This is a genomic window from Blautia sp. DFI.9.10, from assembly GCF_024461705.1.
Taxonomy (GTDB): Bacteria; Bacillota; Clostridia; order Lachnospirales; family Lachnospiraceae; genus Blautia_A; species Blautia_A fusiformis.
The window spans coordinates 148,011-173,198 of record NZ_JANGAA010000001.1 but is presented as its reverse complement, the minus strand read 5'-3'; the positions used below and the strand labels follow the sequence as shown (position 1 = coordinate 173,198).

At 38.6% G+C, this 25,188-nt stretch carries 23 protein-coding genes and 1 pseudogene; 1 reads left to right on the top strand and 23 read right to left on the bottom strand.

Annotated features, from left to right (window positions below):
- Positions 1–3 precede the first annotated feature (3 nt).
- From cobM to NE671_RS00665, 22 genes and pseudogenes are all read right to left on the bottom strand, one after another.
- The gene (cobM, locus tag NE671_RS00765) at positions 4–762 is read right to left on the bottom strand and encodes a precorrin-4 C(11)-methyltransferase (protein WP_173740740.1); all 759 of its coding nucleotides are present in this window, start codon (positions 760–762) and stop codon (positions 4–6) included.
- A 3-nt stretch (positions 763–765) separates the two neighbouring features.
- Positions 766–1,467, bottom strand: a complete 702-nt coding sequence (gene cobI / locus NE671_RS00760; protein ID WP_015524809.1) for a precorrin-2 C(20)-methyltransferase — start codon at positions 1,465–1,467, stop codon at positions 766–768.
- A 108-nt stretch (positions 1,468–1,575) separates the two neighbouring features.
- Positions 1,576–2,793: a cobalt-precorrin-5B (C(1))-methyltransferase CbiD gene (cbiD, locus tag NE671_RS00755; protein ID WP_173740741.1), complete on the bottom strand. Its 1,218-nt coding sequence runs from the start codon at positions 2,791–2,793 to the stop codon at positions 1,576–1,578.
- Between the two features lie 19 nt (positions 2,794–2,812).
- Positions 2,813–4,153, bottom strand: coding sequence for an MATE family efflux transporter (locus NE671_RS00750; protein WP_173740742.1), 1,341 nt, complete (start codon positions 4,151–4,153; stop codon positions 2,813–2,815).
- 189 nt (positions 4,154–4,342) lie between these two features.
- Complete coding sequence (locus NE671_RS00745; RefSeq protein ID WP_173740743.1) at positions 4,343–4,801, bottom strand: hypothetical protein; 459 nt, start codon at positions 4,799–4,801, stop codon at positions 4,343–4,345.
- Positions 4,802–4,804: 3 nt separating this feature from the next.
- Positions 4,805–5,023 (bottom strand): hypothetical protein, encoded by a 219-nt coding sequence (locus NE671_RS00740; protein ID WP_173740744.1) that lies wholly within the window; start codon positions 5,021–5,023, stop codon positions 4,805–4,807.
- 14 nt (positions 5,024–5,037) lie between these two features.
- Positions 5,038–5,421, bottom strand: a complete 384-nt coding sequence (gene gloA2, locus NE671_RS00735; RefSeq protein ID WP_173722305.1) for an SMU1112c/YaeR family gloxylase I-like metalloprotein — start codon at positions 5,419–5,421, stop codon at positions 5,038–5,040.
- A 205-nt stretch (positions 5,422–5,626) separates the two neighbouring features.
- The gene (gene glmS / locus NE671_RS00730) at positions 5,627–7,495 is read right to left on the bottom strand and encodes a glutamine--fructose-6-phosphate transaminase (isomerizing) (protein WP_022426806.1); all 1,869 of its coding nucleotides are present in this window, start codon (positions 7,493–7,495) and stop codon (positions 5,627–5,629) included.
- 94 nt (positions 7,496–7,589) lie between these two features.
- Positions 7,590–8,234: pseudogene (locus tag NE671_RS00725) on the bottom strand (phosphoglucosamine mutase); the annotation flags it as partial.
- Between the two features lie 46 nt (positions 8,235–8,280).
- A complete protein-coding gene (locus NE671_RS00720; RefSeq protein WP_022426808.1) occupies positions 8,281–9,669 on the bottom strand; it encodes a lipopolysaccharide biosynthesis protein in 1,389 nt (462 codons plus the stop codon).
- Entirely contained in the window at positions 9,669–10,310 is a 642-nt protein-coding gene (locus tag NE671_RS15830; protein WP_022426809.1) for a CatB-related O-acetyltransferase, read from the bottom strand. The genes NE671_RS00720 and NE671_RS15830 overlap by 1 nt, the downstream gene beginning before the upstream one ends.
- A gap of 1 nt (position 10,311) precedes the next feature.
- Positions 10,312–11,484 carry a Coenzyme F420 hydrogenase/dehydrogenase, beta subunit C-terminal domain gene (locus NE671_RS00710; protein WP_256163543.1) on the bottom strand — a complete coding sequence of 391 codons (1,173 nt, stop codon included), beginning with the start codon at positions 11,482–11,484 and terminating at the stop codon, positions 10,312–10,314.
- 4 nt (positions 11,485–11,488) lie between these two features.
- Positions 11,489–12,640, bottom strand: coding sequence for a polysaccharide pyruvyl transferase family protein (locus tag NE671_RS00705; RefSeq protein ID WP_022426811.1), 1,152 nt, complete (start codon positions 12,638–12,640; stop codon positions 11,489–11,491).
- Positions 12,641–12,719: 79 nt separating this feature from the next.
- On the bottom strand, positions 12,720–13,841 hold the full coding sequence (locus NE671_RS00700; RefSeq protein ID WP_022426812.1) for a glycosyltransferase WbsX family protein: 1,122 nt from the start codon (positions 13,839–13,841) through the stop codon (positions 12,720–12,722).
- Between the two features lie 45 nt (positions 13,842–13,886).
- The gene (locus NE671_RS00695; protein WP_022426813.1) at positions 13,887–14,900 is read right to left on the bottom strand and encodes a GNAT family N-acetyltransferase; all 1,014 of its coding nucleotides are present in this window, start codon (positions 14,898–14,900) and stop codon (positions 13,887–13,889) included.
- A gap of 22 nt (positions 14,901–14,922) precedes the next feature.
- Positions 14,923–16,230 (bottom strand): O-antigen ligase family protein, encoded by a 1,308-nt coding sequence (locus NE671_RS00690; protein WP_022426814.1) that lies wholly within the window; start codon positions 16,228–16,230, stop codon positions 14,923–14,925.
- Between the two features lie 25 nt (positions 16,231–16,255).
- Positions 16,256–17,971, bottom strand: coding sequence for a PIG-L family deacetylase (locus NE671_RS00685; RefSeq protein WP_022426815.1), 1,716 nt, complete (start codon positions 17,969–17,971; stop codon positions 16,256–16,258).
- A gap of 37 nt (positions 17,972–18,008) precedes the next feature.
- Positions 18,009–18,917, bottom strand: a complete 909-nt coding sequence (locus tag NE671_RS00680; protein WP_256163541.1) for a stealth conserved region 3 domain-containing protein — start codon at positions 18,915–18,917, stop codon at positions 18,009–18,011.
- Positions 18,890–18,988 (bottom strand): Stealth CR1 domain-containing protein, encoded by a 99-nt coding sequence (locus NE671_RS16150; protein WP_412354378.1) that lies wholly within the window; start codon positions 18,986–18,988, stop codon positions 18,890–18,892. Before NE671_RS16150 ends, NE671_RS00680 begins: the two co-directional genes overlap by 28 nt.
- Positions 18,989–19,048: 60 nt before the next feature.
- Positions 19,049–20,239 carry a glycosyltransferase family 4 protein gene (locus NE671_RS00675; protein WP_022426817.1) on the bottom strand — a complete coding sequence of 397 codons (1,191 nt, stop codon included), beginning with the start codon at positions 20,237–20,239 and terminating at the stop codon, positions 19,049–19,051.
- Between the two features lie 2 nt (positions 20,240–20,241).
- The gene (gene cps2T, locus NE671_RS00670; protein WP_022426818.1) at positions 20,242–21,483 is read right to left on the bottom strand and encodes a beta 1-4 rhamnosyltransferase Cps2T; all 1,242 of its coding nucleotides are present in this window, start codon (positions 21,481–21,483) and stop codon (positions 20,242–20,244) included.
- A 234-nt stretch (positions 21,484–21,717) separates the two neighbouring features.
- Positions 21,718–22,899 carry a zinc ribbon domain-containing protein gene (locus NE671_RS00665; RefSeq protein ID WP_022426819.1) on the bottom strand — a complete coding sequence of 394 codons (1,182 nt, stop codon included), beginning with the start codon at positions 22,897–22,899 and terminating at the stop codon, positions 21,718–21,720.
- 562 nt (positions 22,900–23,461) lie between these two features.
- On the opposite strand from NE671_RS00665, the gene NE671_RS00660 reads away from it, so the two are divergent.
- The gene (locus tag NE671_RS00660; RefSeq protein ID WP_256163540.1) at positions 23,462–24,358 is read left to right on the top strand and encodes an RluA family pseudouridine synthase; all 897 of its coding nucleotides are present in this window, start codon (positions 23,462–23,464) and stop codon (positions 24,356–24,358) included.
- A 57-nt stretch (positions 24,359–24,415) separates the two neighbouring features.
- Here NE671_RS00660 and NE671_RS00655 read toward each other — a convergent pair whose 3' ends face one another.
- Positions 24,416–25,180 (bottom strand): type III pantothenate kinase, encoded by a 765-nt coding sequence (locus NE671_RS00655; RefSeq protein WP_021651710.1) that lies wholly within the window; start codon positions 25,178–25,180, stop codon positions 24,416–24,418.
- Positions 25,181–25,188 lie beyond the last annotated feature (8 nt).

The following is a 25,188-nucleotide window of genomic DNA, read 5'->3' as shown; positions in this document are numbered from 1 at the left end:
ATTTTATTTCGTAGCCTCACGGAACTCTGTGGTAAAGCCCGGATCATACAGCTTGGATCTGTCATAGCTTGCAGCATTGACCGCATCGCCTACCAGCATAAGCGCTGTTTTTGTGATCTTGTTCTCTTTTGCTGTCTGCGCCAGAGTACCCACTGTACAGATAAACTTCTTCTCATCGGGCCAGGTTGCCTTGTAGACGATGGCAGCCGGTGTGTCCTCACGGTATCCGCCCTCCACCAGTCTGCGGCTCAGCTCCTCCAGCATACCTGTACTGAGGAAAATAACCATAGTCGCATTATGAGCGGCAAAGGACTGAATGCTCTCTTTTTCCGGCACCGGTGTCCTTCCTTCCATTCTTGTGATGATCACACTCTGGGAAATATCCGGAAGTGTATACTCCAGGTTCAGTGCAGATGCAGCTCCGCAGAAGGCACTGACACCCGGGCAGGAATCATAGGGGATTCCCTTTTCATCCAGGATATCCATCTGCTCACGGATCGCACCGTAGATACATGGATCGCCGGTGTGGAGACGAACGGTCATCTTACCCTCAGCCTCTGCTCTCTCCATAACAGAGATCACTTCCTCAAGGGTCATCTTTGCACTGTTATGGATGGTGCACACATCCTTGGAATACTCCAGAAGCTGGGGATTTACAAGAGATCCCGCATAGATGATCACATCTGCCTCTTCCAGATACTGTTTACCTCTTACTGTAATAAGATCCGGTGCTCCCGGACCTGCTCCTACAAAATGTACCATAATCTATTCCTCTCTTCTGTCTTTGTTTTCTTTGATAATGATCAGGGAATAATATCCTGCATCCTCAGGGATCTCCTCCACGGTCCGGTAGATCTTTTCATCCGGCATTCCGCAGTTTTCGATCATCATGGCCTCTGCCCCCTGGGAAAGAAGCTCCGCCTTCACATCCTTCATTTTCTTTCCGGCCTTCATAAGGACCTTGGTACCGGAAAGCTTCAGCGCATCCTCGATCTGATAGGAAGCCGGGATCACGTGAAGAGGCTCTGCCTTCTCCACAAGTCCGGTGTTCAGACGGGCGGAAACTGCACAGAAGGATGTGATGCCACAAACGATCTCCGTCTCATAGCCCTGAGCCACAAGTCTGTGATGGATATAGAGATATGTGGAATACACGGTAGGATCTCCCAGTGTGAGAAATACCACGTCTTTACCCTGGTCCAGGACAGCCTTGACTTTATCTGCTCCTGCATCGTGATAGCTCTTCAGCACCTCCGGATCCTTGGACATCGGAAAAGGAACTGCAAGAAGCTCCTTCTTTCCAAGCTCCGGATAAGCCCCCTCCACGATCTTAAACGCTACCGTATCCTCCGGAACCTGTCCCGGAAGTGCGATCACCTCTGCCTCCTTTACAAGACGAAGTGCTTTTAAGGTAAGAAGCTCCGGATCTCCCGGTCCTACACCTACACCATATAATTTACCTGCCATATTTCTTTCCTCCTAACTATATTTTCCAGACAGGATAAAACCTGTCTGTTATTTATACCAAATTTTGTCCTGAAATTAAAAAAATTCCATCCGGACCGGGGTTTCCTGTCATGAAATATCATCCACCCCGACTGCCTGCTCCTGTATCTTATGGATCAGCTCCTCTGCATCCCGGGTCTGCCCCAGCAGTCCGTATACATTGGAAAACACCACAGCACCCAGAAGGATCTGCTCATAGGATCTGTGGTCCAGATAAAACTGGATCTTCTCCATGACCACAGCCATAGTCTCTTTCAGGATACCATAGCTGTCAAGAACAGCCAGCGCCTCATCGGTAGTCCCCGCCTCCAGGATCTCTCTGGCACATTCCAGAGAGCCCCCTGCACGGATGGCACTTGCACAGAGAACCTCCATCCTTCCATCAGCACAGTGGGAATGGGTATTCATGATCCCGGCGGCAACCTTTACAAACTTACCGATATGAGCCACAAAAAGAATGCCCTTTACACCCATATCAATGGCCATGTCAATGGTCTCTCCTACATAATTGCTGCACTTGATATTGTTCTCAAAGGGAATGGACATATGCTCCCTGAGATAATCCGCACCGTAATTCCCCGGTGTCACCAGGATATAGTTTTCTCCCTGGCAGAAATGCTGCTTCATCTCCACATGGATGCTTTCGATCAGAGCCTTCTCACTCATAGGCTCTACGATCCCGCTGGTTCCAAGTATGGAGATCCCGCCAAGAATGCCAAGACGGGGATTAAAGGTTTTCTTCGCGATCTCTTCCCCCTGAGGGACGGATACGGTAAGCTTCAGACCGCCCTCGTAGTCATATTCCTGGGCCGCCTCTTCGGCTTCCCGCAGGATCATGGCTCTGGGAACCGGATTGATCGCCGCCTCGCCCACGTTCTGGGAAAGTCCCGGCTTGGTGACACGCCCCACACCGACCCCTCCGTCCAGGATGATCTGAGGCCGGGATCTCTCTGTTTTCTGCTGCTGCCCGGCCTGTTCTGCCGCTGAAACAGAAAACTTCTCCGCTTTTACATAGACCAGGATCCCGTTGGTGGTATCCGGATCATCACCCGCATCCTTCTGTACCGCACAGGAGACATACGTTTCGCCCCGGGTAATATCGTGAAGCTGTAATGTGAGGGTGATCCCCTTTGGGGTATCAAGCTCTACCTCAGAAAGAGTCTCTCCCGAGAGCAGCATCCGGACTGCACCCCTGGCTGCCCCGGCTGCACAGGAGCCTGTTGTGTAGCCATAACGGAGGCGCTTGTTGTTTTTTATGACATACTGGTCTTCCAGTCCATTCTTCATATATACGATGCCCTCCTTTTCAGATTACCTTGTGCTCCAGCCATTTGCGGCTGTGGAAACGCCAGGTAAAAATGATTCCACGAACAGTCCAGTCTGCAAACATTCCGATCCAGACACCCATAGGCCCGAAGCCCAGGACACGGATCAGGAAAACACAGAGACAGAACCTGCATGCCCACATGGTACAGCAGGAGGTGATCATGGAAAACTTCACATCACCGGCTGCACGAAGACCATACCCTGGCACGAACGCCATTGTCCATACCACAGGCTTTACGATGGTGATCCATGTGATCATGTGGATGCACATTTCTGCACTGGTACTCTCCATTCCGCCAAGGATCGTCACCGGTCTGACCAAAACATACACGATCAGACAGCTTACGATAATAACTGCCTCTGCAATGACGCAGAGTTTTTTTATGTAATAGACCGCCTCATCCTTGCGGCCGGCACCAAGACACTGGCCTACGATGGTCATCAGGCCCACACCTACTCCGATGGCCGCGATACCATTCAGGTTCTCAAGGATATTGGTCATTGCCTGCGCTGCGATGGCTGCTGTTCCCAGTGTGGAAACCGTAGACTGGATGGCAAGCTTTCCAAGCTGAAACATACTGTTCTCAATTCCCGAAGGGATCCCAAGTCCCAGGATACGTCCGATCATATTCCAGTCCGGACGGATCTTCAGGTAATCCCTCACAACGACAGGCTGACGATCCTTACGCAGCTGCCAGAGAACAACCACTGCACAGAAAATACGGGAAACCAGTGTGGAGATCGCCGCTCCTGCAACACCAAGGTGGAAAACCCAGATCAGAACCGCATTTCCGCCAATGTTCATGATATTGGAGATCATAGAGATGGTCATAGGCCCCTTGGTATTCTCCTGGGCACGAAAAATCGAAGCCGCAGAATCATAAGCCGCAATAAAGGGGAATGACAGTGCCGTGAAAAAGAAATAAATTTCCGATGCACGCATAACATCCGCATCCACCGCACCAAAGATCAGCCTCAAAAGCGGCTTCTGAAAGATCAGACAGACTGCAGACACCACTACAGAGATCGCTGTGATGATAAAAAGCACCTGCCTGGCAGACATATTCGCCTTCTCATAATTCCTCTGTCCGATATACTGGGCGCAGACAATGGCGCCTCCCGCTGCCAGCGCCGAAAAAGCCTGGATCAGAAGCACATTGATGGAATCCACCAGCGATACCGCCGAAAGAGCCGCAGATCCCACATTGCTGACCATCATGGTATCTGCGGTTCCCATTATCGAATTCAAAATCTGTTCCAGCACTACCGGCACCAGAAGATTACGGATCATCCGGTTGGTAAACATATGCTGCTGTTCCATTGTTACATCCTCCGCCTCACTTATTTATGACCTGACAAAGCAGAAAAAAACGTCTGTATTTTATCAATCACACTTTCTCTGACATTATACCCTTTTCCCGCTCTTTTTCCAATATATTTTCTGTGTTTTTTGTACAAACTGCAAAATGCCGCAGGCGTGAAACCTGCGGCAGTCTTTCTTTTGTCTTTTTTACAGTGTTGGAGCATTCCTCCAACACTTCATCGCTCTGTACCTCCGCTGCCGTTCAGCTCCAACACTGATCTTATCTGTCGGTGCTGTACCCGGAAAATACACACCCTTTTTGTACGGAAGATATGAAGTAACAGAGGACCTGGACAGGCCAAGAGCATTTGCAGTTGAAAGGACAGCAGCTTTATGATCCTGTGTTTTTCTGAAATCATCAAAGGTCACCTGCACCTTCTCCGCCATATCCGATACATACACACCGGCCGTGATAAGCAGCTTCCGAACCTTGATTGGATTCAGCCCCAGCTCATCTGCAATAGCCTGCAAAGACATCCCCTCTTCATAAAGCACAACAGACGAATCCATCAGCTCCTTAAGGATCTTCCCGGCATCATACTCCGGCTTAGATTTCCTGCGGCCACCTCCGGGCCTTCTTGGTTTATACGCTCTTTTCTCACCCATAGATTACAAAACCAGCTCATACATTTTGAAGGTCATCTCGCCGTCATCTGCCAGTACATACAGTTCCTCCTTACCAATACTGTTATGCAGCATTTCATCAGAAGGATGGATACCTTTCTTCCAATGTGGAAACGATGGATCACCCTGCTCCTGATCGATCAGCTCCCAATACAGAGATTTTATGTTGTCAAAATCATCTTTTACTGCCTTACGAAATATCATTTGTTCCAATCCCCTTACTCATGCAGCTCCAGCGGCAGTCCGTCCGGGTCATGAAAAAACGTCATCTTCTTGCCGGTAAAATCATCTACACGGATCGGCTCACATTCGATCCCGACCTCCGCCAGCTCTTTCACCGTCTGCTCCACGCTCTCCACACAGAAAGCTAGATGACGCAGACCACAAGCCTCCGGACAGCTCACCCGCTTCGGTGGATTTGGTTCTGCAAAAATCTCCAGCTCCGTGTGCTCATCCACACGCAGATCCAGTTTCCAGTCCCTGCGCTCCGCACGGTAGTTTTCTCTGATAACGGAGAAGCCAAGCTTGTTTACGTAGAAATCCTTTGCGGATTCGTAGTTGGATACGATGATTGCGATGTGGTGTATTTTTGATAGATTCATTTTTGATAGATTCATTTTTGGGTGCTCCTTTTTAGTTTGTCTTATTTTCGTTATAAACTATATAGCAGTTTTTAAAATATACCGTGTGTGCTTTAGCTCTGAAGGAGCATATGTTTCACACACGGCATTATTTTTATTTCAGTCTTTCACTCGCATTTTAGTATATCACAAATCTACAAATAAACCAGCCTTATACACGTATTTTTTATTCCACAGTAACACTCTTTGCAAGATTTCTCGGCTTATCGACATCCAGCCCCTTAGCAACAGAAACATAATAACCCAGAAGCTGCAGAGGAATCACTGCCAGACTGCCCACAAAATGCTCATCTACCTTCGGTACATACACAGTGAAGTTCACCTGATCCTCAATCTCGTATTTGCCATATGTAGTCAGCCCCATCAGGTAAGATCCGCGGCTCTTGCACTCTAACATATTGCTTACAGTCTTCTCATAAAGTCCGCTCTGAGTCAATACACCAATGACCAACGTTCCCTGCTCGATCAGACTGATCGTGCCATGTTTCAGCTCACCTGCTGCATATGCTTCAGAATGGATATAGCTGATTTCCTTCAACTTCAAACTGCCCTCCAGGCAAACCGCATAGTCAATACCACGGCCCACAAAGAATACATCATGGGCATTGGCATACTTAGCAGCAAACCACTGGATACGTTCTTTATCTTCCAGGACCTTCTGCAGCTTCTCCGGAATGGTCTGCAGCTCAGAAATATAGTAACCATACTGCTCGTCTGTGATCTTTCCTCTGACTTTTGCAAACTGAACAGCCAGGCAGTACATAGCCACAAGCTGTGCGCTGTATGCCTTAGTCGTAGCAACAGAGATCTCCGGACCAGCAAGTGTGTAGAACACCTTATCTGCTTCACGGGCAATACTGCTGCCAACCACATTGACGATCGCCATCGTGGCGATACCCTTTTCCTTTGCAAGCCGCAATGCTGCCAGTGTATCTGCTGTTTCACCAGACTGGCTGACAACGATCACCAGGGCTTTCTGATTAACTGGCATTTTACGATATCGGAACTCTGACGCAAGCTCCACACGTACCGGGATATCTGCCATATCCTCCAGTACATATTGAGCAGCCATACCAACATGCCATGCAGAACCGCAGGCAACAATATAGATCTGCTCAAAATTCTTAATCTCATCCTCATTGATCTCCACACTGGACAGGTCGATCGCACCATTCCTGATCACGGAATTAAGGGTATCCTGGACAGCCTTCGGTTGCTCGTGGATCTCTTTCATCATGAAATGCTCAAAGCCGCCCTTTTCAGCAGCCTCCGCATCCCACTTGATTTCTGTAGTCTGCTTCTCGATCTCGTCACCGTTCAGATCATAAAAATGAGCTTCGCCCGGTGTCAGCTTTGCAAACTCAAGATTCCCGATATAATATACATTTCTCGTATATTTCAGGATTGCCGGGACATCGGAAGCCACATAAGTCTCGCCATCTGCAATACCAATGATCATTGGACTATCCTTACGTGCCACCCAGATCTCGCCCGGATAGTCACGAAACATCAGCTCAAGAGCATAAGAACCTCGAACACGGACCATTGTCTTCGCAATGGCATCAATGGGACCAAGGTTGTACTTTTTATAATAGTAATCAACCAGCTTAACAACCACCTCTGTATCGGTCTGACTATAAAAAGTGTAGCCGTGCTTCAGCAGCTTCTCTTTCAATTCTGTGTAATTCTCAATGATGCCGTTATGTACACCAACGACCTCAGACTCCACAGCACCGGAACCGGATTTACTGCAGTTACCAGAAACATGAGGATGCGCATTGATCTGGCTGGGCTCACCATGTGTAGCCCAGCGGGTATGTCCAATACCACAGGCTCCTTTTAACGCTTTGCCTGCATCTGTTTTCTCGACCAGATTCGTCAGGCGGCCCTTTGCCTTCACGACCTCTGCCAGAGCCTCTCCATCACGGACAGCCAGTCCAGCTGAGTCATATCCTCTATATTCCAGTTTCGACAGGCCATCCAGCAGGATTGGTGCTGCCGGCCGTTTTCCTGTAAAACCAACGATTCCACACATAGGTTTATCCCTCCCGTTATTTAAATCTCTCGTCTATTATACTTCCCTATTATGCAAAACGGCTCTGGATGATTGCCCAGAGTCGTCATTGACTTTATGCTTTATATCCCTTTTCGCAAATTACGTTGACCACTTCATCAACATACTTCTGGCAGGTATCATGGTCAGGTGCTTCAACCATAACACGCACGCCCGGCTCCGTTCCGGACTCACGGACAAGAATACGGCCAGTATCACCCAGTGCTTCTGCAACCCTGGACACCGCTTCCTGTACAGCAGGATCATTCTGTGCAGCCTTCTTATCGGTCACACGGATATTTTCCAACACCTGTGGATAGATCTTCATCGGTGCTGTCAGTTCACTCATCGGCTTCTTCTTTGTCAGCATGACTTCCATCATCTTCAGACTGGTCAGGATACCATCGCCGGTGCTGGCATACTTGGAGAAAATAATATGCCCGCTCTGCTCACCACCGATACGGCAGTCATTCTTCACCATATACTCGTAAACATACTTATCACCGACGGCAGTCTTGGCATAACCAATACCCTGCTCATCAAACGCCTTATACAAACCAAAGTTTGACATGACCGTAGTAACAACTGTATTATTCAGCAACTTACCACGTTCTTTCATATAGCAACCGTAAATATACAGGATATGATCACCGGTGATGACATTCCCCTTCTCATCCACGCACAGGCAACGATCTGCATCACCATCGTAGGCAAATCCAACTTATCATAGTACGATTCTATTTACAAACTGTTCCTCATAGTTCCATTTATTTTTTTAATAACAGCATAATAAACGCTCTCTCTTTAATAACCAAAAATACCACACAAATTAATGCAATTATCCATCTCATTAACCATACATTTACAAATATATAAAACAATGCTACAATTATCAGGATTAATATCAAATGTAAAAGAACATCTTTAAAAGGCAATACAGTTTTATTCAACCTTCTTGAGTATATATAATGTAATATTAATGAAAGTCCATAAGATATTAGTGTTGAATAAGCAGCACCTGTATATCCCCATTTTAATATAAAAAAGTAGTTCATAACTATGTTACTTACAGCAGCTATTGTAGTATTAACTGAAATAAAAACCGTTTTCTTATAAAAATGTTCAATATAAACATATAATGTGTAAATGAAAATAAGATAATTAGACAATACAATTGGCGGAATTATAACAATTCCCTGCCAATATTCTCTTGTTGACAGTAATTTAACAACTTCTGGTCCCACTAATATTACTCCTATCATAGCAATCGTCATTAATTCTATGTATTTAAGAAAATACTCATTAATCGCCTTGCTATCACCTTTCTTCATATTATCCATAAAAAATGGAACCCAGATTCCATCAAAAGCAGTTGTAATTACTGTAGCAATCATACTAAAATTATATATGAGTCCATATATACCAGTTTCTCTCGAATCTTTAAGCCAAGTAATCATAGTTCTATCTGACTGTGATAAAATATTTAATGCTATGCCATGAAGAACCAATGGCAAAGATAATTTCAATGCATAAGTTAAATAATTGGAATTAATTGTAATCTTTCCTTTAGGTAAAAAATATAATGCTACACCAATTCCAATTCCAAATGTTATCATTGCTGTTGGGACTATACGTCCCAAATAAAGATTACTTCTCAGAACATATCTAATGACAACTACTGCTACAATAGTAGAAATCAAATTTGGTATGATCATAATAGCTGTTCTAAACTTATATCTTACTTGCATTAGCAAAAATTGGGATACCTCCTCAATTAATGCACTACCCAAAGATTGCAATAGACATAGAACAATTATTCCAATATTCACTGATACAGGAAGAATATAAGCAATTACACATACAAATGCTAATATGCAACAACCATAACTGAATGTAAATAACAAAATAGTTGATAAAAAATCATTAACCTTCTTTTCATAATCAACAAAAGATAACCTTATTCCCATATAAAGTGCAAGACTTATAAACATAGATATTATACTAACCCAAGAATTATATGTTGTTACAATTCCGTAATCAGATAGTGTTAATATTCTAGTAAAAATCGGAACTGTAATAAATCCTATTCCTTTATTAAACAAGGACCCTATCAAATAAAAAGTACTTGCTTTTTTTAAGCTCACATTATCGTTCATTATGAATCCTCACCATATTTTGTAATAATTTCTTTTGCAAATGTTGCTGGATCATCCTTATATTGGTAAAAATCTATTAATTGTTCTGGTGATAACTCAAACCATCTTGATTTTTCAAGCAGGCTCATTGTCTTTTTATCAAATCTATTTTTTATAATTTTGGCTGGCACACCAGCAACTATACTATAAGGAGGAACATCTTTTGTAACAACTGATCCAGCACCTATAACCGCTCCATTCCCAATCGAAGAACAACTACACGTAATAATAGTTCTTGCTCCAATCCAAACATCATGACCTATAGTTAGTCCAAATCTATCTACATCTTCAACATCAAAACCAAACAATTTGTTATAAAAGTATGGTGACATTGAAAATCGGTTATAAGGGTGATTTGCACCATAATAATTAACATCAGATGCAAATGAACAATATTGTCCCACGTTAACAAAAGATCCACCTATATTAAAATCGCTAGAAAAAACCGAACCGTAAGTATATTTTCCAACGTTAACTTTATATTTTTCGCTAACATAACTGCGTAAAGTCAATGATAGTTTTTCTCCACCTTCTTTATTTATAATTACTTTTTTTAAATATTTTCCTATTATAGGCAAATCAAAATAATGCTCACCAGACATTCTATATTCTCCCCTGTAAAATCCTCTTAACAGTGCCTTTAAAAATTCTAAATCCGTCTCTAAGACTCTTATACTTAGCCAACAAGAACATTTTTGAAAATGCATATTTGGGTGATTTTCTAAAAAACATTCTCATAGCAATTGTCTTACATAGAATTGTACATCTCCTATTAAAATGGTTTGGTTGTGCATATTTTAGTTTATCAATATTTTCTTTCTGAATGCAAATGTTCTTCTCTTTAGCAATTAAATTTAGCAATTCATTTCCTTTATTAGTCCATGTAAATATACAATTTACACCATCTGCTTCTTCAAAAGATGGATTATTATTTTCATCTAATTTCCAATAGTCCCCACATGAAATATCTGCGGCTTCACCAATACTGTCAACACAAAATTTACAACTTCTTCTAATTACCCTTCCCAATATTGACATCCACGCAGTGTTATAATCCATACTATATTCTTGACCATCATTTCTAACAGCAGTTACCCTTCCTGGCCACCCATTTCCACGATATATCATACTTTTACATTCATCTTTAGGGCAATGCAATGCATCTAACATTTTTTCATTAGCCAATCTACTCGGCGTACCTGCACAAAAGAAAGAAAAGTAATATATTACCGATTTTTTTATCGTAGAATTCATCTCAGCATAATTTCTAAGTGCAGCAACATCGCAAGGTTTTCCTACAAAAGCATACTTCTTATTCTCATTAACAATATTGTTAATATCTATCAATGGTGAAGATACTGCATATCGTGAACCAGCACAATTTAAAACTTCATCTTCTGTACGATTTACTACCGTAACAGTTTCTATGGGATTAATTTCATCATATTTAGTTTGAATAATTGCATCAACAAGATTTAACTTCAAAAGCGCAACACAGATTTCAGTCAATATTCCTCCACTTGATGCTTTCAATCTGACATTTTTATTATTTGAATAGCCAGAATAATAATCAACATAACTTCCCCATGGATTATTATATTTCCGTAAATTCAAATAATATTTTCCCATAGGGCAAACTCTGTCGCAAAACTTATCCATATCCTTTGAACTATTTTCTGGATAAGGAAATCCGTCTTCACGATATTTTAGTTTTGTATAACCAGTACTTTGGCATAATCCGCATCCAGTACAATAATGTTGAAAATATGAATTCATTATATCATTCCATTTCTAAGATTTTTGTTAATTCTGTTTCAAAAAACAATAAACTATTTTCTATAATGCTATTGCTCTTTAATAATTGTTTTTTAATAATATCTCTTTGATTAAACCAATTTATAATATGATTCTCGGCTTCTTCTATTGTTTCTTCATTTCCATGTACAACATAAGGATAATTCATTGATCCAAATAACCCTTCAAATTTTCTACTATAAGAAACCGCTACCGTTGGTACCCCACTAGAAAAAGATGCAATCGTAGCATGCATTCTTGAACCAATGAAAAAGTCCATTTTTGATATAAAACTCTTAGCATCAATGGGCGAAGAAAAAGCAGGTGCAATTTTAACAAAAGTATTATTTTCGCTAATTGTTTTCAAATATCTATAATCATCATCTCTAGCTGATTCAGCGTTATCAATAACATGAGGAATCAAATATACTTCTGCATTAACTTTATCAGTAAAATAAGTTAAAATATCATAAATAAATTGTCTATAATCAAAAGACAATCCAAATTGATTTTTCCTTTCAAATCCACCTTTCCAAAGTAATCCCGATACATTTATCCCAATTTTTATATTATTAGAATCAATTGTATATTTCTCTTCATTATAAGGCAAAGCAAATGCCATATCTGTAGTCAATTGTAAATGTGTACTCTTTATTCCTAACGCTCGAATATATTCCATAGATTTTTTATCACGGCAAAATATATAATCTGCATGATTCAATATATGTATACTACGATCCCTGCATTTTTTATCTTCAAAAGGGCCATAAGTCTGTGGTAATAAAATATATTTTCTACCAAATATTTCTGCTAAAAACTTAAATCTAATATTTGACAAACATTGATCTATAGAATAAATATCTGAAAAACTATCTCCCAAAGTGACATCAAAAATAAAATCACATTTTCTCATAGCTTTAATCATTTGAAAAGAAAAATCTTTAATTTTTAATGGAACTTTTTCAAAGCAAATATCATCAAAATATTCCGGAAACAGTCCCAATTCATCGTTAGTAAACACATAAAATTCAACTTTATCAGGATAATTTTTTTTAATTAAACTAACAAAAGAATAACCTAAGGCTTCACACCCTTTATTTGGCGAATCAAATTCAAATCCAAGTAATCCAATCTTCATAAATTCACCCTCTTCCCTCTTTTCAATCAGAAAATGTTGTTTTCCAATTTCTATCCCAGACAAGCATATCTATATTACTTTATAAAAATAATGCATTATAAATTGCTTGCAAGTATTTATATTCGTTTTTTTCATCCGGTTCCAAATACCCGCCTTCTCCCCACTCATTCCATGCAAACATAAAAAGATAATCATTCAAGTATTCTTTGTCAATATGTTTCATTTGCATTCTCAAATATTTCTCAAATTTATCAGGTGTAGCTCCTTCAAAACAAGTTCCTCTGGATCCATGTCGTGGCGTATTATCCCAATCTACAAAACCACCAGCAATACTTTTATTTGATTCTGGGTGTACTGAAATTATTTCATTCCACATATCATCATAACTAAAAATTATTGGTTTTCGATTTTTCTTCTTAATATGAATATCAATATTCAATTTTTCTAGAAAAATATTTTTAACAAATTTCTTTAACTTAAATGTCAACTTATCCGCATTTTTATAATGACATTTATCATAGTCAGGTTGATATTCAATGTGGTAATCTAAGTAATTATATGCTTGGTAATTATCTTCAGGCTTTTCAAATCTCTGTGAAGCAATTTTTAATCCGGAAAAGCCATTCTTTACAGCCAAATCCTTCCAATAATCCAACATTTCTACAATACATTCACACAAATATGGTCTATAAATTACTAAAAGAGGTTTGTTTTCCTCCTTGATATATCTATCATCTTTGAAAAATGGTAGTAAAAAATTAAAATGTCTTTCCCACTCCTCTTTATCCCCATATTTCTGCTCCATAATTACTGACCTATCTGAACTTGACCATGCATTGGTCCACGATTCATTAGCCCAGCAAAAGCAAAAATTAATATCTATATCTTTATTATATAAAAAGTTATAAAGAGGTTTCTCTAAAATTGGTTTTTCATAAAACCAGTAATGATAAAAACAGAATCCATACACACCATATTTTTTAGCTAATTCAGCTTGCCATATAAGCACATTTTCATCTGATAAATCATAATAATTATTATTTAAAGGAACCCTAGGCTGGCAATGTCCTTCAAATAATGGTTTTGCTTTTTTAACATTTACCCATTCTGTAAATCCCTTTCCCCAAAAGGTATCGTTTTCTGGGATTTGGTGGAATTGAGGCAAATAATAAGCTATAATTTTACAATCTTTATTTTCCATATCATACAAGCTCCTTATATATTTTTTTATAAGTCAATTATTCCCTTAATTTAAAGTCAACTTTACATTTGCTGTGTAGTAATTCTCTCCCCCCATATCATATTTATACTTCTCATCTCCACGGCATAGATTAAATATCTTAATATCAGTATTACCCATCATATATTTTATGGCTTCATTTACAAGAATCATTCCTGGTGAGAAAAAAGCAAATTTATCATTTATTGCCAGTCTAGGAATCTCATATTCACTCCAATCGCTATTTAATGTACCCTGCATAAAAGCAGCCAACTCATCATCAATTCTAATTTCCATCATTATAGAATGATCATTTCTTAAAGAATTGGTGATATAATTAAATTTAGATAAATACAATTGATGTAATTTTTTTCCACCTTTATATTTTAAGGATTGTCGTACCAAATATAAGTCAAGAAATTCATCTAATTTTGTGCAAAAGTTATTCTCACATATAGTATTTGAATCATAAAATTTAAATTCGATTTTCTTATTCTCACGTTTTAGTCTATTATAAGCTGTCCTGACATTCTGCTTTGCATGTTTTCCTAATGATTTCCAATAATCATCATAAGAATCATAATTTCCAATATTAATTCTTGTATTCTTAACTTCATTTATTTCTACTACATTTACAAGTTTTTTAATAGTTGTGAAGGAATAACTGTCAACTTCCCAAAATTTCCAAATAATATTTTTAATCTTGCTTCTTTTTAATTCAGCAAAAACTAATTTTATCCCATCTTCAAAAACGTTTTCATTACTCCAAATTATGTCACAATAATCATACCCCGCTCTTGACCCCAAAAGTATAACAGTATCTTTATTGTATTTTCTAAATCCAGCTATAAGAATAGGTTTATCTTGTTCAAATACTACATAATAACTAACTGACGAACGCCACCTAAGTTTATAATATAAAGTATCTGTTTGCTTTAAAAAGCTTAATGATTGAAACGCATGCTTTTTCGGTAAACTATTATACAATTCATCATATATTTCTTCTATTTTTTTTATACTATTATATTTCTTAATAATCATATAAAAGTATTCCTTTCCTGTTCTATTTTTCTTGTGCAACTCTTCCATTATAAATAATTGTAAACATTACAAATATATAAAATACATATTTATCGGAAGATTGATTCACTGCAAACAATTGCAAATAATAAAAAATTAATGTTACAAATGCAATCTTATTGAAACTAATTTTTTTTTCAAAAAATAGCTTTGAGCTATATTTTTTAATGTTCAATCCTAAAACTGAAAGAAACGATAATACTTCAGTCATCATTCCAAAAATTCCAAACTGATATAATGTATTCAAATATTCAACTTCAATACTATCTTTCGTTTGTATCCAAGAATAAAATCCATTACTTTGAGTAAAAGAATATGAAAAATCCGCATACAATCCATGACCAAATAGCCAATGCCCTGCCATTTTTTCAGATACCCATCCGTACAAATCAAATCTATTACCAACACCCATCAAATTATCATTTCCAAATGCTGATGAAATGGATGATGCAACTTTACTATCAAATAATGCTGCAATCATTAAGAATCCATATTTTATAGTTTTACCTAATGCCGGTATAAACAACGTAACAATAAAGAGTATTGGAATGATAAAAATAATCGTTTTAAAAATCATTTTAAACAGTTTTCTTGCACCCATCATGTATAAAATCAAAAATTGCGACGCAATAGTACATATTATAATTGATCTAGATAGCGTTAATAGCAAATTTATACATAACAATGAATATATTGTTATAATGAAAAACTTTTCTGTTTTTTTATTTACAAACTGCCACATGTACATACATATAGACATCATAAACATAACATATACACCATGCGCAATTGTATGCTGAGAAAAACCTAATATTCTCAGCAATCCAAATCGCAACGGGTTATAAATCAATTCATAATCGGTATTTAGAAATGAGAAAACATTCACCCTTGTAATTTCTTCAAAAATACCCAATATTGACACTAAAGAAGCTCCAATTAAAATTGTCTTCAAAGCAATAAGAAAATCGTTATGATTTTTAATCAAATTATATAGACAAATAAAAGAAACTATAGTTAATAAAAGAAAATAAAAACCTTCAAGGAAAAATCCAGAACTAATATCTTGAATACTTCTCCCAATAATCCAAATTAAAAAACATACTGATGTCCAAATGTTCTTCGAAGGTAAACTTACATTTCTTCCAATGTAAAATAAAGAAACAGCAACAAATATTAAACACAAAAGATTTCGTAAATTTATTGAAGCTATTTTAGCGTATACCGGAAGAATTGGATAAAATAAGCAAAAGAAAATAATTATATCTATTCTTGATATTTTTTTAGTTTTCATAACACCATATCCTTACATATCATCATTATTTATTCTCCATTTTTCTTTTATAAAACAATACTGCTGATTTTAATCCCTTCGCTTTGCATAATCTTTTAAATAAATATACGTGTGAATTAACTCTAAAAAGCTTTAAAAAAATACAATTGAATAAATTTTTAAAATTATGAACCACGTTATTCTCTTTGCTGATCGTCACCTGATCATAAATCGGTTCACTATCACATGAAGCTCGTAAAATGATCGGTTTTTTCAACGATAAAATTTTTATCTGATTTTTATTTATAATATCGGCTTTTCCCTGCACAATTTTAAGGTTTACAGAATCCTCAACTTTAAATCTATACAAATCTACCGTCAACACCCGATTTTTAGATGGTATATAATAATGATTCGTAAAATTATCATCTATAAGTATTTTGATATAAGGCTTGATGATTGAATTATTCATTTGTTTTTCTGCAAAACCTTCTATTCTAGAAATCTTACATTTGTTTTTAGAACTAAAGTGAAATCTCATCCAAACTATATCATTTTGACGAGGTATATTTATATTAAATGGTGAACCGTATTTTGAGATAAAATCAAAAGATCTTGAAAATCCATTATTTAATGTAAGATTAATTCTCCCTCTCTCACATTCAGACCCTATAAATCCATATATAACTATCTGTTCAATAGATTTTTTCGGGCATTTTATTAACAATTCATCGTTATTATTAAACACTAGAGAATCATCAATAAATTCAAGCGTATTGCTTGAAAAATTTTTTGCTTTATATAAACAAAAATTACTCAATGACTTAACTTCTCTTCCATTTAAATAATACTCTGAATTACTTAAAACACTATCCGTTCTTCTTTCCCAGTATACTTCATCGCCTCTCCACACTCTGCCAATACGAAACGCTGCAAACTGTGATTTATGACATGCCAATGCCTTAAACAAACGTTGTTTATATACGAAGTCATTCCAATTATTAAAAGGAGAATTTGGAATTCTAATTCTTTTATTCCATTGAAAAATAGATTTATTAATAATGTTAAAATCAGACGATACACTATCACAATCCGGCACCATAGTTGAATTAATGTTGCTATTTTTCAAAAGATCTTTTGCAAAATATCCAAGTGAATATGCAAAACTCTTCCATAATAATGGTCTATATGTATTATTAATGTCCTCTCTTATTATTCTATCTAATGCCATATCTATTCCATAAGATACAGTCATGTGATCTGGATGTTTATCATAATCATTACAGATTATTATATCCGGATAAAGAAATTTTATAATTTCTTCTAAATCACTAATAACATTTTCACCAATGTACTCATGATGAATACCTTTAGTCTGAAAACAAAATTCCTTAAAATTATTACAACAATATGTTTCTAGCTTTCCTGCTTTAGACCTATAAGGTTTATCCGTTGTCTCTATCAACGATGTATTCTCTCCAAATTGGGTATCTGGATAGCCTAAAAAAAACACATCATCCTCATTCAAACCCAATGTTCTAATTGCATGTATAGCTTCTTTTGCTCTAATTTCAGCTGGTATTGAATAATCACCATTCGTTAAATAAGCTACCTTAATATCATTACCATTTAATTTTAAAAGGTCAATTATGTTTCCTGCTATTATTGTTTCGTCGTCTTCATGTGGTACTATTATTAATACTTTATTTTTTGCGCTTCTCTCACTGAATAAACTATTCGAAGCATTTTTATTATATTTCATTAAATCTTCCATTCCTGAATTAAATCTTAAATACATTTCAGATTTCAAAAGAACTTTTTTGTGGCAATAACTTGTTTAATTCTCCATTTATTAGCTTTTTATTTTCTTTGAAGCTGGACTCATCTATTTTATCAGAATCATTAATACATAACATTTTGTACTTTGATTTCCATAAAATCTTCTTAATCAAATCTATTTCACTTGCATCACACATGGTTCCAAAATATTTGCTTCTAGGTTCAAAATTGCCAGTTGCTAATTGCCATGATCTTGAAAGCCAATCATTTATATCTTCTTTAGTTCTAAATTTGTGCATACAAGTTTTATCATACTCAGCATATTCTTTTTCCCATAATTCTTCTACAACTGACTTTAAGTGAGATATAGGTATATGTGGTACAAAAAAACCTAAAATAGTTTTGAATCTCATGAAAATTAAAGTTCGTATAGCATAACTACCATACATCTTAAAATTCAACCATTTTTTCTTATTTCGTTTGATATCATTAATAGAAAAATAATCATTTATTATTTCCATATTATTTAACTCTATATTCATAATCATGTCTCTATTAATAGGTTGTGGACTAATACATGCCATATCTTTAGGTTTTCCATTATAGAAAAAATCTTCTAGTTTAGTAGGTTTTATTACAAATGTATCATCATTAAAATTTATATATTGTTCCGATAAACCAGGAATTCTAAACATATTTAAATCTAAAACATTAGAATTAAATGTTGGCAAGTATTTTTCTGGAATATAATCCTGATGATTTACGATTACTAATTTCTCATTATCTATATTTAACCACTTCGGAAGATGTCCCCACGTTACAAAATATATTTTGTGAACCCAAGGCATAAATTGTTCAATACCACGAAAAATATATACTAAATTATCCCAATCTCTGTATCTTACATTATTAGACTTTTTCGTATACATTTTTTTTCAGCCAACCAATTAGGATCACTTCCATCCACCCAAGTTATTACAATATCAACATTGTTATTCATTCACTACACCTCTTCTAGTTAATTTAACGAAGTTCTATAAAGAATTTTTTATTTCAAAAATTATATTCCTAATGTATCTCTATAAATATTTATCAGCTGTTGATAATTGTCTTCAGGCATATACTTATTTTCGTAGTCTTTTCTAGCATTAACACCTATGCACATACATTTTTGAGGATTATTCCAAAGTCCTTTTATCTTCTTACCAAAATCAATTATATCGCCAAGTGCTACTTTATAACCATTAACGCCATCTTCTATTGCTTCAACCGAAAAGCCTAAATCAGTAGCAATAAGTCCTTTACCTAAACTTTCCGTTTCAATTTCAACCATAGAGCACCCCTCATACCAAATAGAAGGAAAAACTACAAATTCTCCCCCTTTCACAATCGAGAGACATTTATCATGCTGTGTATATCCTAAGAAATAGACGTTATCATGTTGCTTCGCCCACTGTTTAAATTCATTCTCAAGAGGACCACCTCCCATTACAACTATGGGAATATCTGATATTTCGTCCCATATTTTCATCAAAATCCTGATACCCTTCTCTTCACCAATACGACCGTAAAATACAACATATCGTTCAGGCAAACCCTCAACTTTTACCGCCTTGAGATTTGCTTCTGCATCAGGTACAAAATTATATTTCTTGATAATTTTATTTTTATCAAATCCTATATTTGTCAGAAGTCGAATCTGATTTTCATTTAAACAAATATAACGATCAATCTGCTTGTAAAAGCTTTTTCTTATACGGTGATAGGTGAAAATTCCTGCCACAATGAAACTCTGCAATCTGGAGTTTTTAAAACACCCGTATTTGCACATACGAAAATACTTTCCATCACCGCATTCATTACACAGTTCTGTTCCTCTCAGAGATGTTGAACATGGACAAACAAAACGGGTGTCATGTAATGTGGCTACAACTTTCACTCCGCTTCGTTTAGCTGCATACAGAATTGACGGTGAAAGTAATGGAAAAAAAGTATGAATATGTACAATATCCGGTTTTTCTTTCTCTATCATTTGTCGTACTGCTCTGTAATTTTTTGAACTCCACAGCATTCCAAATGTTGCCGATAGCTTTCCAATCAATCCTGCATTGTCGAACTCATCATTTGAAACCGTATATTTAATCACTTGATTTCCGTGACTTTCCAGCAACGCAGTTTCGCTCTTGAATACCTGATCATCACCACTTGCTGAACCTTTTCTATGGAAATTGTGTATTGCCAATATTTTCATAGTCAGTTCTCCCCATTCACAAAAGCTTCTTCATACTGTCCACAGATTTTATCCCACGTATACTCTTCTGCCACACGCATCTTGGCTCTCCGACCCATTTCTGCTATTTCATCAGCACTCATCTGATCTGCTTTATCTATTAATTTTGCAAGACTTCCCTGTTTTCGACTCCAATATAACGCGCAATCTTCTGCAACCTCTTTATTAAATCCAACATCAACCAGCAGATTCAAGTCCGTACTTCCAAGAGCCTCAATCAGTGAAGGGTTGGTACCACCAACTGTATGGCCATGGAAATATGCATATGCATTCTCACGAATTTTTTTCAGTAATTCCTGATCGTATACAGTGCCAACAAATTTAATTCTATCGTCACTCTTGAAATGCAGTTTTTCCTCCAGTTCATTCAGAAACTTATCGTTAACATTTGTGATCAGTGCAAAATCTTTCTGACTATTACTCTTCATGAACTCACGGATCATAACTTCAAAAGAGTTCTCTGGTACAAAACGACCGACGACAAGGTAATAATTCTTTTTTTTCAATCCTTTTTCTTTATACCAGCTCACAAGCTTTTCATCATCGTCAGCCAGCTTGCTAAGTGTCAAATCTGCACCATAAGCAATAAACGTAGTTTTCGGATTTCTACCTTTAATACCTTTACCGTCATAACATTCATGGATATATTTTTCGATATTCACAGAGTCGCAGATAGCCAGGTCACAATATTTAACCATCATCTGTTCGGAAATCTTCCAATATTTCCGGATCGGTGCAGACCATTTTGCCCGCATCCACTCATGACCATCTGGATTTAAATATACTTTGCCGCCTAACTTATGTATTTCTTTATAAAAATGGCCTGCAAAAGGTCCTATACGACAAGCCATTATATAAACAATCGGATGAGGAATATGGTTTTTCCTGATATGTTCACAACATGCTTTCAACGCTGCAACATCATAATAAATTGCCTGCGCAGGCCCGATCTGTGGAATATTGATCTTAAAGCAATGGGCATTGTGGAGTTCAAACTCATGGTCGTTAAGCTTTGTCACACCCTCAAATTTGTTCTCGTCCATGCAGCCATCACCATTGGCCTTGCAGGCAACATGATATTTGATGTTTTCCTTATTCTGATGATACTCTGTAAGCTTGTATACAAAGGTCTCATATCCCCCGTATGCACCTAAACTCTTTGCACCAACCAAATATACATGCTGTACTTCTTTTCTAGAATCCATATCTCTGTTCCATCCTCATTTTTTAACATCTATATACTGAACTCAGCACAGGCCAAGTTTCAGCAATTTCACATTCTTATAACTTCGAATACACCCCGCACCACAAGGCACAGATCTTCGGCGACGCCTGCGTTGGGCCGCCTGGCGGTATTCAACCGGAAAGGAGGCGTCACTGGCGCTTCCTCTCTTGCTGATCACTCAGCATTTATATATAAGAGGCATTTCTGCCGCTTATTAACTTGGTTTGTTGTTTTTCCGGAAGCTTTCCTGGCATTTGCGGCCCAGGTTTCGGGCGCCGTTCAGGAAACGGTTGACCTGATGGCCGTTCTGGCAAATGAATACGCTGCCCTGTTTTTTTCCGGTGGCTCCGCAGATGGAACATCGCTTTTCTGTTCCGTCGGCGCGTAGCTCAAGTACCAGGATTCCTTCTGCCCAGGCTTTGTATTTCAGATAATTCCGAATGCGGATACTTAAGTGAAGGGGCGAATAATTGCCGCTTCTGTACATGGATATCCTGGAAAAATCTTCATCATACTCCGGCAGTACCAGTATCCCGGTGTGATTTTCCTTGCAGAAATCCATGATCTCCTTGCTGACCTGATGTGCATAATGTTCATTCAGGTGCTTGAGATGCATGTAATATTTCCTGTTTGGCTGACTGACGTTGTCTTTATCGGTAAATGCCCTGGATGCTTCTACTTTTTTCATCAAAGCTTTGCAATGATGTCGGTATGCATTTCCACCTCTGCAGTTTTTTACAGCCAGCTGCCTGGATTCTTCATCCAGAACTGTGCATACTGCAAAGCTGTCCGTATTGGTAAAGCGGACGCTGCATACTCTAGCGCCTTCCTGCATTCGTTCCTTTGCTGTCCGGGCATCGGAGTTCTCCTGCTTGACAGGTACATGGAACATGAGCCATTTTTCCTCATGGACCAGTGTTGGTGAAAGGATCGCCGCTTCCTTTGGGAAGGGACGTCCTGTAAGTCCGCAGGGTACCCAGATCCATTTCTTTCCGTTCCAGAGCTTCAGCACTACGGAGGTGTCTGTCAGGTCTCTGTACATTCCCTTGAAAAAGGTGATGTTGGCATCGATCTTTTCGGGGAAGCTTTCTGCACTTGCTGCGGTCTTTACTGCCATTGCAGCTTTGTTCATGGCAGATCTCCGAAAATAAACGGGGAGCTTTCCGCCTGGCGGAATGTACTTTGGTTCTCTTCCGTCTCTTCCGGGAACAGTGAGTTTTTCCAGATGTCCCTGGATGGTCAGCAGATTTTCGGCCCAGAGCTCTTCGCTTTCTTTCAGGAGCTCATAGTAAAAGGCTACGGCTTCCCGATACAGGGCTTCGGTTGTTTCGATCATCTGCTTTTCCGGACAAAAGAGCCGCATTTTCCATGTTTTGATACTGTATCCTGTTTTCATGGCATCTCTTTCTGCTGTCAGGTATCGCTTAATATCTTCATTAGCGAAAAAGAGCTTGAAACACTGTTAAATGCTGCTTTTTTCGGCACAGTTGACCACGATTTTGACCACTAATAATTGGAAAGAAAAAGGAAAAAAGCTTGAAAAATATTGATTTTACGCGGATTTACGCAAGAAAAAAGTGACCACTTTTAGTGACCACTAATGTTAGATTTCGATGATTATCAGACTGTTTATTTACTTTTTGATAGAAAACGACTGCATATGATGCTTAAAAAACGACATTATTAGCATGCTTCATGTCTTTGGCACGCCTTGACAAAGGAAAATATCAATGGTATCCTTACATATGGCTGTAAAATATATCTTTTTTGGTCTGTGACTAATGAAGATAATAAGCGACACAAATCCCATAATCCACGAGCTGTCCAAGGATGTTTCCTCTTGTACCAGCTCTTTTTTTATGCCTAATCGACATTTCCATTCCCAAATGCTATACTATACCCGCAGGCCGCGCGATCTGGCTTTTGGCCTGCCAAATTTCAGAAAAGGATTTTTTTCTATGCAGAGAATTATTACCTATACGATCTCAACCGGGGAGTCCGGGGAAAATGTTCTTGGATTTCTTCGGAAGAAGGGTTTTTCTAAACATATATTGACTACTATGAAACGGGCGGAGCAGGCGATCCTGCTGAACGGACAGCCGGCTTTTGGCAGAACGGTCCTGAGGGAGGGGGATGTTCTTCGGATCCTTGTTCCGGAGGAGGCCGGGGACAGAGCGGAGCCTTCCATTATTCCGGTGCCGCTGCCTCTGGATATCCTGTATGAGGATGAGGATATCCTTGTGCTGAACAAGCCTGCTGATATGCCTGTGCATCCCTCTGCCGGAAACTACGAGAATACCCTTGCCAACGGTGTTGCCTGGTATTATAAGCAGCAGGGGAAGGCTTTTGTCTACCGCTGCATCAACCGGTTGGACAGGGATACCACCGGGGTGCTGGTGCTGGCTAAGAACCCTCTGAGCGGGGCTCTTCTCTCTGCCCAAATGAAGCAGCGTCAGATCCGGCGTACCTATCTTGCACTTACTGACGGGATTCCGCCGGAAAGGGGGATGATCTCCGCTCCTGTTGCGAGAATGGATGCTTCTGTGATCACAAGGGAGGTTAATTTTGAGCGTGGGGAGGCTGCCGTGACTCATTATGAGCGTCTTGCAGTCAGCAATGGATATGCTCTTGTGGAGCTGCATCTGGATACGGGGCGGACTCATCAGATCCGGGTGCATATGAAATATATCGGCTGTCCGCTGCCGGGGGATTTTCTGTATCATCCGGTTTTTGACCGGATCGGACGCCAGGCCCTGCATTCCTTCCAGCTGGAATTTGCTCACCCCATCACCGGGGAGCCTATGTGTTTCCTGGCACCTGTGCCTGAGGATTTCCGCAGAGCATTTTTACAGTAAAAAAATCAGCTGTCCGGTAGGTGTTTCCTGCACCGGCAGCTGATTTTTTTATTATTTTCATTTATTTTTTTTGTAGATCACAAGGAGTCCTTTGAGCAGAAGGTCCTCATCCAAAATGATTTCTTTCTTACAGTGAGAAATGATCTTTTTTGCAAGACCGCCTGTTGCGATCACGGTTGTTTTCTCACCAAGCTCTTCTTCCACCCGGTCTATGATCCCGTCGATGGCTGCTGCGTTGCTGTAGAGCACGCCGCTTTTCATGCATTCGATGGTATTGCGCCCGATCACATGCTTCGGGGCATCGATGCTGATCCCGCTGAGCTGGGATGCTCTGGCTGTCAGTGCATCCAGGGATATTCCGATGCCAGGAAGGATCATTCCGCCAATGTATTGCTTTTTGCTGTTGACAACCGAAACGGTAGTGGCGGTTCCCATATCGATCACAATAAACGGAACCGGATATTCATTTAATCCTGCCACAGCGTCTGCCACAAGATCCGCGCCCAGCTGTCCGGGGTTGTCCATCATGATGTTCAGACCTGTTTTTACTCCTGGTCCCAGGACCATGACTTCTTTTTTAAGGATCTTTTCTGCTGCCAGCTTGGCAATGTTGGTGATCTGCGGGACTACAGATGAAATGATACAGCCTTCTATGTCTGCCTTTTTGATGTGGTAGATTTCCAGTAAGGTTTTCAGGTCTACGGCATATTCCAGTTCTGTTTTTGTTCTTACGGTAGCAAGTCTCTCGATGAAGTATGTTTTTTGATCATCGATGCAGCCCACGACTATGTTGGTATTTCCAATATCAATTGCTAATATCATAATTTTAT